Origin of the sequence: Microcoleus sp. CAWBG640 (genome assembly GCF_020883015.1) — a bacterium.
Classification (GTDB): domain Bacteria; phylum Cyanobacteriota; class Cyanobacteriia; order Cyanobacteriales; family Microcoleaceae; genus Microcoleus; species Microcoleus anatoxicus.
The window spans coordinates 1-10,941 of sequence record NZ_JAHRFC010000122.1; the positions used below are offsets into that span (position 1 = coordinate 1).

Annotated in this window: 13 protein-coding genes and 1 tRNA gene; 7 read left to right on the top strand and 7 right to left on the bottom strand. The window is 46.8% G+C overall.

The window, feature by feature from the left end:
* The coding region (locus AAFP11_RS28030; RefSeq protein WP_341739980.1) for a proton-translocating transhydrogenase family protein at window positions 1-160 on the top strand (160 nt) is incomplete at its 5' end.
* Complete coding sequence (locus AAFP11_RS28035; RefSeq protein ID WP_341739972.1) at window positions 157-1,566, top strand: NAD(P)(+) transhydrogenase (Re/Si-specific) subunit beta; 1,410 nt, start codon at window positions 157-159, stop codon at window positions 1,564-1,566. The genes AAFP11_RS28030 and AAFP11_RS28035, both read left to right, overlap by 4 nt.
* A gap of 145 nt (window positions 1,567-1,711) precedes the next feature.
* Here the strand turns inward: AAFP11_RS28035 and AAFP11_RS28040 are convergent, their stop codons facing one another.
* Both AAFP11_RS28040 and AAFP11_RS28045 read right to left on the bottom strand, forming a co-directional pair.
* Window positions 1,712-1,939: a type II toxin-antitoxin system HicA family toxin gene (locus tag AAFP11_RS28040; RefSeq protein ID WP_293192941.1), complete on the bottom strand. Its 228-nt coding sequence runs from the start codon at window positions 1,937-1,939 to the stop codon at window positions 1,712-1,714.
* Complete coding sequence (locus tag AAFP11_RS28045; protein ID WP_332979094.1) at window positions 1,932-2,159, bottom strand: type II toxin-antitoxin system HicB family antitoxin; 228 nt, start codon at window positions 2,157-2,159, stop codon at window positions 1,932-1,934. The genes AAFP11_RS28040 and AAFP11_RS28045 overlap by 8 nt, the downstream gene beginning before the upstream one ends.
* Before the next feature lie 500 nt (window positions 2,160-2,659).
* Between AAFP11_RS28045 and AAFP11_RS28050 the strand changes: the two genes are divergently transcribed.
* From AAFP11_RS28050 to AAFP11_RS28060, 3 genes are all read left to right on the top strand, one after another.
* Window positions 2,660-3,388 (top strand): peptidoglycan-binding protein, encoded by a 729-nt coding sequence (locus tag AAFP11_RS28050; protein ID WP_341739973.1) that lies wholly within the window; start codon window positions 2,660-2,662, stop codon window positions 3,386-3,388.
* Between the two features lie 161 nt (window positions 3,389-3,549).
* A tRNA-Leu gene (locus AAFP11_RS28055) sits at window positions 3,550-3,631 on the top strand.
* Between the two features lie 100 nt (window positions 3,632-3,731).
* On the top strand, window positions 3,732-4,037 hold the full coding sequence (locus AAFP11_RS28060; RefSeq protein ID WP_341734912.1) for a DUF4090 family protein: 306 nt from the start codon (window positions 3,732-3,734) through the stop codon (window positions 4,035-4,037).
* A gap of 350 nt (window positions 4,038-4,387) precedes the next feature.
* Here AAFP11_RS28060 and AAFP11_RS28065 read toward each other — a convergent pair whose 3' ends face one another.
* On the bottom strand, window positions 4,388-4,825 hold the full coding sequence (locus tag AAFP11_RS28065) for a DUF4079 domain-containing protein (RefSeq protein ID WP_341739974.1): 438 nt from the start codon (window positions 4,823-4,825) through the stop codon (window positions 4,388-4,390).
* Between the two features lie 203 nt (window positions 4,826-5,028).
* Between AAFP11_RS28065 and AAFP11_RS28070 the strand changes: the two genes are divergently transcribed.
* A complete protein-coding gene (locus AAFP11_RS28070; RefSeq protein ID WP_341739981.1) occupies window positions 5,029-6,618 on the top strand; it encodes an Hsp70 family protein in 1,590 nt (529 codons plus the stop codon).
* A 321-nt stretch (window positions 6,619-6,939) separates the two neighbouring features.
* Here AAFP11_RS28070 and AAFP11_RS28075 read toward each other — a convergent pair whose 3' ends face one another.
* From AAFP11_RS28075 to AAFP11_RS28085, 3 genes are all read right to left on the bottom strand, one after another.
* Window positions 6,940-7,572, bottom strand: a complete 633-nt coding sequence (locus tag AAFP11_RS28075; protein WP_341739975.1) for a Uma2 family endonuclease — start codon at window positions 7,570-7,572, stop codon at window positions 6,940-6,942.
* A 71-nt stretch (window positions 7,573-7,643) separates the two neighbouring features.
* Complete coding sequence (locus AAFP11_RS28080; RefSeq protein WP_341739976.1) at window positions 7,644-8,165, bottom strand: L,D-transpeptidase; 522 nt, start codon at window positions 8,163-8,165, stop codon at window positions 7,644-7,646.
* Between the two features lie 59 nt (window positions 8,166-8,224).
* On the bottom strand, window positions 8,225-8,863 hold the full coding sequence (locus AAFP11_RS28085) for a bifunctional 4-hydroxy-2-oxoglutarate aldolase/2-dehydro-3-deoxy-phosphogluconate aldolase (RefSeq protein WP_341739977.1): 639 nt from the start codon (window positions 8,861-8,863) through the stop codon (window positions 8,225-8,227).
* A gap of 566 nt (window positions 8,864-9,429) precedes the next feature.
* Between AAFP11_RS28085 and AAFP11_RS28090 the strand changes: the two genes are divergently transcribed.
* Window positions 9,430-9,636 (top strand): hypothetical protein, encoded by a 207-nt coding sequence (locus AAFP11_RS28090; RefSeq protein ID WP_341739978.1) that lies wholly within the window; start codon window positions 9,430-9,432, stop codon window positions 9,634-9,636.
* A 99-nt stretch (window positions 9,637-9,735) separates the two neighbouring features.
* On the opposite strand, the gene psbC is transcribed toward AAFP11_RS28090, so the two are convergent.
* Window positions 9,736-10,941 (bottom strand): photosystem II reaction center protein CP43 (psbC, locus tag AAFP11_RS28095; protein ID WP_341739979.1); only part of this gene is annotated, 1,206 nt, incomplete at its 5' end.

Below are 10,941 nucleotides of genomic sequence, written 5' to 3' on the forward strand. Positions count from 1 at the left end.
GGTTTTAGGCGCAATTCTGATTTCTGGCCAAGGTAATGTGACTGTTACTTCGATTTTGGGGACGATCGCGATCGCCCTTGCCACAATTAACGTTGTCGCCGGTTTCTTAGTAACCGATCGAATGCTACAAATGTTCAAGAAAAAAGAGGTTAAAGCGTGAGTGATTTTCTGCCCAGTGGCATTCAACTAGGTTATTTAGTTGCCGCATCTTTATTTATTATCGGTTTGAAACAGTTGGGATCGCCCGCAACTGCGCGTCAAGGGAATGTGTTAGCTGCGATCGGGATGTTAATTGCGATCGTCGGTACGTTGCTGGAAAAACAAGTCATCAGCTACGAATTAATTGCTGTCGGGATCATCGTCGGTTCCATTTTGGGAACAATTATGGCGAAAACCGTGGCGATGACGGATATGCCGCAGATGGTGGGTTTGCTTAACGGTTTCGGGGGCGCGGCTTCTGCACTCGTTGCTGTGGGGGAATTCTGGCGCTATCTCAGCATCCCAGAATCGCCGGCACCTGATGCCACAATCACAATTCTTTTGGGCGTGTTGATTGGCGGGATTACTTTCACTGGTAGCCTTGTGGCGTTTGCGAAGCTGCAAGAATTGCTACCGGGTGCGCCGATGACGTTTCCGCTGCAACAGCCGTTTAATGCTGCGCTGGCGATCGCACTTTTAGCCGGCAGCGGTTATATGTTGTTTAACCCGGAGGATGTCCCGGTATTCCTGGGTTTGGTGCTGATTTCCAATATTTTGGGAATCATGTTTGTGCTACCGATTGGTGGTGGCGATATGCCCGTGGTGGTGTCGCTGCTTAACTCCTATTCGGGGATTGCGGCGAGTGTGGCTGGGTTCATTTTGATGAACAATATGCTGATTATCGCTGGTGCCTTGGTGGGCGCGTCGGGGATTATTTTGACGCAAATCATGTGTAAGGGGATGAATCGATCGCTTTCTAGCGTGTTATTTAGTGCCTTTGGTAGCGGTGGTGCTAGTGCTGGGGCTGCTGGGGCTGCTGCTGGGGCGATCGACAAAACTGTGCGCAGCATCAATCTCGAAGAAAGTGCGATGATGTTGGGTTATGCGCGATCGGTGGTAATTATTCCCGGCTACGGGATGGCTGTAGCGCAAGCACAGCACGCCGTGCGCGAGTTAGCCGACGGTTTGGAAAAAATGGGTGTTGACGTGAAATACGCCATTCACCCGGTGGCTGGGCGGATGCCGGGGCACATGAATGTGTTGCTGGCGGAAGCAAACGTGCCTTACCCGCAGTTGTACGACATGGAAGACATCAATCCGCAGTTTGACGAGACGGATGTGGCGTTGGTGATTGGTGCTAATGATGTGGTGAATCCGGCGGCGCGTCACGATACGGCGAGCCCGATTTATGGGATGCCGATTTTGGAGGTTGATAAGGCTAAACATACGATCGTGATTAAGCGCGGGATGAGTGCTGGTTTTTCTGGTGTTGACAATGAGTTGTTTTATAAGGATAAGACGATGATGTTGTTTGGTAGCGCTAAGGATGTGGTTGCCAAATTGGTTTCTGAGGTGAAGCAGTTGTAGGATTGCGAGGTCTAGAAACCGGGTTTTTTTACGACAATATTTCGCTGTAGTCGATAAATTTGATGAAAAACCCGGTTTCTTTAGTTGTAGTGTGAGGCCGAGAAACCGGGTTTTTGTTTTGAGTTTGTATAGATGCTAATCTAAGCTATTCGTTCACTTCAAAGAGATATCGAGGTAATCCTGACTGCCGAATAATAGACTGCAAAGTGCCAATTTTAATTTCTGAATAATTGGGTACAGGAACCGTTACAGTTGTATTGGGTAGTCGCTGCTGCATGATAATATGACTGCCGCGCTGCCGCACTTGAACAAAGTCATATTGTTCTAAAATTTGACAAACTTGAGCCGCTGATAGAACCCGCAGTTTACCCAACGCTCACCTCTACACGAGTCACAAAAAATTCACTATGCAGCCGATTCTTTACTTCAGAAGGATCTGCTGTCTCAAAAAATAGTTCCAGCGCCTCGATCAGATTACGTCGCGCTTCTTCTATATTGTCACCTTGGCTGGCAATATCAAGTTCTGGGCAAAGGGATACATATCCATCGCCTTCTCGTTCAATAATTGCTGTAAACTGTTGTGTTGACTTCATAATTTGAAGTGGCGGACTGCCAAGCTCAAACAATTATACTTTTACTTGATATTATATCACATCTCTACAGGACTTACGCACTCCGACGAAGAAACCGGGTTTTTACCTAATCTGTCGGTAGCAACGAAGTATTTTCCTAAAAAACCCGGTTTCTGGGCCCCCATCTCCAGGACTATTCTATTAGCCTTCGATCCAGATTGCCAAATTTCTGCCGAAATATACCGGGTCATCGCCCTGGGTCTATGTATATTTGTGTAGCCTATATTTGTGCAACCTAGTGGAAGTAAGCCCACCATCGATCTAATTCCCAACTTGGCGATCGCCCAATAGAGGCATTCCCCTTGATTCCTATAGTGTTTGACCCCTTACTAATTCATTGGTATCACTCTATCTAACATTCCTTAGATATGAGTAAGTGTGTCCTGCATGGTATTACAATTGAACACAGAAACCATAAAACAGTCCTAATTTACAAAACTTTACTATCGAGAGGAAAACCTATGCGTGTGACTACTGCAACGATTCTCGGTCTAGTGGCTCTGGTCGCTCCTGGATTCACCAGGAATGCTACCGCAGCTTTCGAGTCCAAACCCTTTGTCCAAGAACAGTACCGCAGAGACTTTGTGGCTCCGGCTGACCCTGGTACTTCCTCCCCAGAGGCGAATTCCCAAACAGATATGTTTAACAAGCCTTTTTATGCCGGGGAGCAAAAACCAGTCAAAAAGGAAAAAACTATATCCGCAGGAGCAGACGGACCGGAAGTTGCAGCCATACAACAACGGTTGCAAATTCATGGTTTCTCCATCGGCACGATCGACGGTGCCTATGGCTCCCGCACCACCGCTGCTGTCAGTGAATTTCAACGAGCTAAGGGGTTGGATTCAAACGGCATCGTAGACAAAGAGACTTGGACAGCATTAGCAGCCGATCCGGTATCTGCTTCTAAAACTGTTGAGGAGGAATCTCCGATTCAGAAGGATGCTTCAGTTCCTAGCAACCCTCCCAGCAACGCTCCAACCACTGTAACTATTCTCTCTAAAGGCTCCTCTGGTGCAAAAGTGAAAACACTACAGGTGCGCCTAGAAGTTCAGGGTTACGATCCAGGTCCGATCGACGGTATTTTTGGTGCCAAGACCATTGCTGCTGTCAAGGGGTTTCAGGATGACAAAGGTTTCAAGGCAGATGGAGTGGTAGATGACACCACTTGGAAAGCACTGGGTCAAAAATAAGTTAGCATCACCCACCAGCCAACCCGGTTTCAACCTCCCCAAGTCTAAAGTCGGGGATGCTTGCCCACCCTCCCACTAGGCTGACTCAGAACCAAAACCGGGTTTTTCAATTAGGCTTGACAAATAAAATAGTATGTGGTAGTTTTGTTTAATGTGACTACGCGGATATGGCGGAATTGGCAGACGCGCCAGATTTAGGTTCTGGTTCCGAGAGGAGTGAAGGTTCAAGTCCTTTTATCCGCATTAGATTCAATCCTTGATTTGTCAAGCATTTGAGCTTAATTGGAATTCCCAGCTTGAGGTTTTCCGGTCGAGCGATCGTATTTTTTTTAAATTATCACCCATGTCTGAAGAAACAAAATCAGTGGCTCAATCTACAACTGGCGCAGATGCTATCGATGTCGCGATCGCCTCTGGTATAGACTTTGATGGCTCTCCAATTCCCCAGGCAAAATTAGACCTTTACGAGAAAGTAATGGGATTAGAAGCAGGGAGACAGCGCAGTGGTGTATCAAATACCATGCGATCGCGCATTGTCCGCATCGGTGTCAAACACCTGCCTCAAGCAGAACTAGATCAAATGCTGATCGCTGCTGACTTTGCACCGCTCAAAGATAAAGAAGTTGCCTTTTATTACGGCGGCAAGTAACTGAGAATTTATATCAAATCCGTTGGTATCGTCCTGTATTCATCTCTCTCTTCTCCTCCTCTGCGCTCTCTGCGCTCTCTGCGGTTAAATCATTCCGATACAACCGGAATTGATATCAAATCCGTTGGTATCGTCCTGTATTCATGTCTCTCTTCTCCTCCTCTGTGCCCTCTGCGCTCTCTGCGGTTAAATCATTCCGATGCAACCGTAAACGATATTACACAAAAACCCGATTTTCTGATACCAAATCGTACCCCCTGGTTTTTCATTCTCGCGTGGCGCGGACGAAATTTTTTATGGTAACTGTTTCAACCGCCAAATCATAAACGGGTTAGCAAACTGCAAAAAAATTATGGCAAATACTTTTGGACAATAGTCCATCCTGTCAGCAACACCAGCACAAATCCCCCACACAAAGTCAAATTAGCGCCGATATGTAAAGGACGAGCCCAAGGATTTTTGGGGCTAATTTGCAGACCGCTAGCAACAGAAACTAACACCAAAGTAACAACTGCTAACCCCACAGGCAAATGAGCAGAATGACCTAAATAGCCGTATTCTCCCAGGGTTCCAACTACGCCAATTCCCAGTAGTAAAATTACCAAAGTCGCCATCCCCGCACCTGTGGCTAAATGGAAAGGACGCAGCCATTTTGGACGAGGCTGTTTGGTGCTACGAGCCGCAAACATCCACGTTCCAGTAACCGCCAGCAACAGGTAAGCAAACAGGGAAAAACCCATGGACCAAGCTGCTATTTTCCACAACCACAAGAAAGAAGGTAGGTTCATCTGCTGCATCCCTAATCAGAGATTGCTCAAAAAGTCTCATTTTGATTTTAGCTGGAATTGAAAGCAAAAATAAATAATCTAGCGCTCCAGGGCGATCGACTCAGGGGTAGCCAGCAATTTTCTGCCTGAAATATCCTATTTGCATAGGTGTCTCCAAATACCCTAATATGCTGTAATCCCTAGTAGCTGTGTATTTTGCTTCAATGGCGATCGCAATTGATTTTGGAACTAGCAACACCGTCGTCGCTCGCACGAATCCGGCGACATCCAAGCCCGAAACTTTGAAATTGCCGGGACTATCGGCAATTTCAGCTCAAAATCCCCCCCTAATTCCTAGTCTGCTCTATGTTGAGAACGCTGCTCACAATCAAGTAATACTTGGTCAACAAGTCCGCGACAAAGGCCTTGACTTGAGTACGGATTCTCGATTTTTCCGCAATTTCAAACGAGGAATTGGCACTCCCATTCAGGGTTTTGTCCCAGAACTTGACGGACAAATAGTTAGTTTTGAGCAAGTAGGACAGTGGTTTTTGACTCAAATTGTCGGCTCCATTCGCGAACTGCCACTACCTGTAGATTCTTTGGTTTTTACCGTTCCTGTAGACAGTTTTGAAGCTTACCGCAATTGGCTGGGAAAACTCTCTCAATCCTTGCAAGTAGAACAGGTGCGGATGTTGGATGAACCCACGGCTGCTGCTTTGGGTTACGGTTTAGGCGATCGCGAAAATCTGTTAGTAATTGACTTTGGCGGCGGAACTCTAGACCTTTCTTTAGTGCGTTTAGATATTTCTGCTAATAAAAAGCCTCTGGGCTTCCTGCTGAAATGGGGGGACAGATCCCTGGCTGAATCTTCAGGACAAAAAGCCAAAATTGCGCGTGTTTTGGCTAAAGCTGGACAAAATTTAGGCGGTTCGGATATTGATAACTGGCTAGTAGATGATTTTATCAAAAATACAGGCATGATGAAATCTTCTATTATAACCAGATTAGCAGAACGTTTGAAAATTCAATTATCTTTGCAAGAACGGGCGAGTGAGGTCTATTTTGATGAAGAAAATTTTGAGACTTATGAATTAGAATTAAATCGCGATCGCTTTGAATCCATCCTCGCCGAACATCAATTTTTTGACAACCTGGATGAGTCCATGAATCAAGTATTGCAGCAAGCGCGCCGTCAGGGTTTAGAAATAGGGGATATCGACGCAGTTTTGCTAGTTGGCGGCACTGTACAAATTCCGGCTGTAAAACGGTGGGTTGAACAATATTTCGATCCAGCAAAAATTAAGTGTGACAAGCCCTTTGAGGCGATCGCCCAAGGTGCTCTGCAACTGAGTCAAGGTATACAAATCAAAGATTTTCTCTACCACAGTTATGGCATTCGCTACTGGAATCGTCGCGAAAATTGTCATAGTTGGCATAGTTTAATCAAATCCGGTCAGTCTTACCCGATGAGCGAACCAGTAGAATTAGTATTGGGAGCTTCTCTAGAAAATCAGCCGAGTATAGAATTAATTGTCGGTGAATTGGGAGCGGAAACTGGCAGCACAGAAATCTATTTTGATGGTGACAGATTAATTACTCGCCAACTCGCAGGTAAAACATCTGTACAACCACTAAACGACAAAGACGGAGCTCGCAGCATCGCTCAATTGACACCGCCTGGGTATCCGGGAGGCGATCGCATAAAAGTTTTATTCCGCGTTGATGAACAGCGTTTTCTACGAATTACCGTCGAAGATTTGCTGACAAATCAAACTTTGTTAGAGGATAAACCCGTGGTGCAGTTAACTTAAACAACGCAGATTTCCGACTTTTTTCTACTCGTTCCCCGGCTCTGCCTGGGAACGCAGATCCAGAGGCTCTGCCTCCAATTCCCCACTCGTTCCCCGGCTCTGCCTGGGAACGCAGATCCAGAGGCTCTGCCTCCAATTCCCCACTCGTTCCCCGGCTCTGCCTGGGAACGCAGATCCAGAGGCTCTGCCTCCAATTTGTAGGTTCTAAGAGCGAGGCAGAGCCTCTAGACATCGGTTCCCAGGCAGAGCCTGGGAACCAGTTAAAACCAGTTAAAATGCCGTGTCCCTACAACGCCCGGTACCACAACTCTTCTAGTTAAGCTAGCTTGGAGGCAAACCAGCCCGAAAAATCTGCTCGGCCGTCAAACTCAATTCTGGAAAAGCCAGCGACTCCACCCTCTCACTTCCCCTAAACTGTTTAACCTGATATTCCCCATCTACCAGTTGATAAACTCCTAGAGTAGGTTGTTTGGGATTACCGATGAACTTACGACCACCTAAACCAAGATAGTCTACAATCCAGTATTCAGAAATGCCCATTTCCTCATAATCAGAGGCTTTGAAAAAATAATCATCCCGCCAGTTTGTGCTGACCACCTCTACAGCCAATCGAACCGAACTACCCATCGTGATGATCGATTCTTTTTTCCAACGCGGTTCGTTAATGAGCGCACTTTGCTCTAGGACAATTACATCTGGTTGGTAGCCTGATTCGTTACGTCCAAGCTTGAGTAAGCAGTCACCTGGAATTGAGTAGGGTAATTCATGACGGTCAATTTGAACTCCTAGTTTTAAGCTTATAAAGCCCGTAACACCGGAATGGTCACCAGTTCCTAAAGGCATTTCAACAATTACTCCGTTGTGTAGTTCATATCGATGGATAGAGTTCTCTGGATACCAGTCAATGAACTCATCAAACATCACAGTTTTTGTTTTAGATATGGTTTGAATCATGCGCTGTTTGTCTCCTTTACTAGATATCCGCTAGACATCAACTAGCTTCTTTACTTCCAATGCCCCATGTCCTAAATTTCAGATTTGTGCACCACCACCGCCGTCCCCACCGATGCCCATTCAAACAGCCATTTAGCGTGATTTACCGCCACATTTGTACAGCCGTGAGTAACAGGATTGCCAAACAAATTGTGCCAGTAAGCGCCGTGGATTGCCATGCCACCATCGTAATACATTGTATAAGGAACATCGGGGACATCGTAGTCCGGCCCAGTCATCCTTGCAACCCGATATTTGGTTTGAATCGCAAACGTTCCCGTGCGCGTGGGAGTCGATGATTTGCCACTGGAAATATTGACAGCATAAACTGATTTATTTCCTTCCCAAGCTATGAGCTTTTGTCTTGATATATCGATTTCAATCCAGCGTTGACTAGATTGTTGCAACTCCATAATTCGATAGGCAATGGTGTTGTGCTTTTCGCCTGCAATTACAGCAGTTGACATACCACAAAAAGCTGCAATTGTCAATACCAAGCTAGCAGCTAAAGTTCCAACGCGGTGGAAGTAACTTGAGTTTATATTGTTTTTCATTTCTCAGACCTCAGCTCATTTGAAAATTCAAATTTGAGATTTTAGATTAGGAAACAGGATTAAGAAGTTGTTAAGTTTTGGGTGAGAGTTCGAGCAATTTGCCCGATCGCCTCCCAATCGCCATTAGCCACCAAATGTTTAGGAAATAAGTCTCCAGCTAAACCAACCGCGATCGCCCCAGCATCAATAAATACCTTTGCATTATCCAGCGTCACCCCACCCGTGGGAATCAAAGGAATCTCACCCAGCGGGCCTTGCAGAGCTTTCAGGTAAGCCGCACCTCCCAAACTCGATATCGGAAACACTTTAACGCAGGTAGCGCCCGCTTGCCAAGCAGTGACAATTTCTGTCGGAGAGAAAGCACCAGGGACGATCGGCACTCCCGCATCAACAGCTACTTTAATCATAGCTACATCCGTGTGTGGAGTAAACAGGAATTGAGCGCCACAATCTATAGCTTCCTGCAACTGTTCTAAATTCAATAATGTGCCAGTACCAATACTAAAAGTAGGTAATTCGGAGCGGAGTTGAGCAATTAATTCAGCCGCTTTTTCAGTATTCCAAGTAATTTCAATAAACTCAATTCCCCCTTTAGCTACAGCTTGTGCCATCTGCCAAGCCATTGCCCGATCGTCCGAACGGATAACTGCGATCGCCCGATGTGCTTTTAGTGATGTCAACCAAGCTTGATGATTCATTTTGAAGGAAGAAGGAAAAAGGAAGGGGTAGGGAAACGGCACTGCCCATAGGTGTCAACTTAAGCCTGAAACCTTTGAGAAATCTGGGTTTACGCCAAGTCTAGATCCCCCTAAATCCCCCTTAAGAAGGGGGACTTTGAGAAGACTCCTGTCCCCCCCTTCTTAAGGGGGGCTAGGGGGGATCTGGCCTCAATCGTCAAACAGCAGTCTGTGACTGGGTTTGACGTTAAGTTGACACCAATGGGCACTGCCGTATCCGACATTGCTGAAACCATTATTATTGCATCTTCCCGGTTCCTGCCCTTCGACTACCCGGTTCCTGAGCGAAGTCGAAGGGCCTTCTTCCTTCTTCCTTCTTCCTGAATTTCCCCCCTTGGGGGGGGGCAGGGGGGGTTGACTTCTTCCTTCTTCCTTCTCAATAAAAAGGCTCCTGCGATTAAACAGGAGCCTTTGGATGATTAGACAATCAAATCAACATTAAATGCGATCGACTCATCCCAATCAGGCATAGCCAGCACTGGTTCATTTTCGCGATTGATACCCTTCTCAAAGCCGAAGAAGAGGATTTGTCTCTATCAGAAATGCTGCGACGTTTAGAGCGGAAAAGACTTAGGCATATAGCCCTAGAAAAAGCTGATGCAACAATGACAGCACAGCTAGGTGTTGCTGCTGCCTTTGAATTGAGCTGGGAGCGCTTAGATGCAGATACCCAAGAACTAGGCTGTCTAATAAGTTTGTTCGCTCCTGAGAAAGGCTATAGCTGCTATTTTTAATAGTCATCATCTGAGTTAATCAGCAGTAAAAAAGGCTCCTGCGATTAAACAGGAGCCTTTTAATGATTAGACAATCAAATCAGCAATAAATGCGATCGATTAATCCAAATCAGGCATCGAAAGAACCGCTTCCGTCTCACGATTGATACCCTTCTCAAAGCCAGCGACAGCCGCGCGAGCGCGACCAGCGTGCCACAAGTGGCCGACCAAGAAAAAGAAACCCATCACAAAGTGGAAACAGGACAACCAAGAACGAGGAGAAGTGAAGTTAAACGAGTTAACTTCAGTCGCCACACCACCCACAGAGTTCAAAGAACCCAAAGGAGCGTGAGTCATGTACTCAGCAGCGCGGCGAGCTTGCCAAGGCTGAATGTCATTCTTAATTTTGTTCAAATCCAAGCCATTAGTACCACGCAAAGGTTCCAACCAAGGGCCTTGGAAATCCCAGAAACGCATGGTTTCACCGCCGAAAATGATTTCGCCAGTAGGAGAGCGCATCAGGTATTTACCCAGACCAGTCGGGCCTTGTGCAGAACCGACGTTAGCACCCAAGCGTTGGTCGCGGATCAAGAAGGTCAAAGCTTGCGCTTGAGAAGCTTCAGGACCAGTCGGGCCGTAGAATTCGCTGGGGTAAGCAGTGTTGTTGAACCAGACAAAGCAGCAAGCGATGAAGCCCATCAGGGACAAAGCACCCAAGCTGTAAGACAAGTAAGCTTCGCCAGACCAGATTAAGGCGCGACGAGCCCAGCCGAAAGGCTTGGTCAAAATGTGCCACACACCGCCAGCGATACAAATCAGGCCCAGCCAGATGTGACCGCCGATGATGTCTTCCATGTTGTTGACGCTGACAATCCAGCCTTCGCCACCAAAAGGAGAGCGAACCAAGTAGCCAAAAATCACAGCGGGGTTGAGAGTCGGGTTCGTGATAATACGCACGTCGCCGCCGCCCGGAGCCCAAGTGTCATAGACACCGCCGAAGAACATGGCCTTAGCAACCAGCAGCAAGCAACCGCCACCCAAAAGAATCAGGTGATAGCCGATGATATTGGTCATCTGGTTCTTATCTTTCCAGTCGTAGCCGAAGAACGAAGAATATTCTTCAAGAACTTCAGGGCCGCGAACGGCGTGATAAATGCCGCCCAAACCGAGAACAGCAGATGAAATCAAGTGGAGAACACCGACTACGAAGAACGGGAAGATGTCTGTAACTTCACCGCCAGGGCCGACGCCCCAACCCAAAGTAGCGACGTGAGGCATCAAGATTAAGCCTTGTTCGTACATGGGCTTTTCTGGAATAAAGTGAGC

Coding starts and splice junctions, on each gene's coding strand:
- AAFP11_RS28050 (WP_341739973.1), top strand. CDS start 2,660: ATGCGTGTGACTACTGCAACGATTCTCGGTCTAGTGGCTCTGGTCGCT.
- AAFP11_RS28080 (WP_341739976.1), bottom strand. CDS start 8,165: ATGAAAAACAATATAAACTCAAGTTACTTCCACCGCGTTGGAACTTTA.
- AAFP11_RS28060 (WP_341734912.1), top strand. CDS start 3,732: ATGTCTGAAGAAACAAAATCAGTGGCTCAATCTACAACTGGCGCAGAT.
- AAFP11_RS28085 (WP_341739977.1), bottom strand. CDS start 8,863: ATGAATCATCAAGCTTGGTTGACATCACTAAAAGCACATCGGGCGATC.
- AAFP11_RS28065 (WP_341739974.1), bottom strand. CDS start 4,825: ATGAACCTACCTTCTTTCTTGTGGTTGTGGAAAATAGCAGCTTGGTCC.
- AAFP11_RS28075 (WP_341739975.1), bottom strand. CDS start 7,572: ATGATTCAAACCATATCTAAAACAAAAACTGTGATGTTTGATGAGTTC.
- AAFP11_RS28070 (WP_341739981.1), top strand. CDS start 5,029: ATGGCGATCGCAATTGATTTTGGAACTAGCAACACCGTCGTCGCTCGC.
- AAFP11_RS28045 (WP_332979094.1), bottom strand. CDS start 2,159: ATGAAGTCAACACAACAGTTTACAGCAATTATTGAACGAGAAGGCGAT.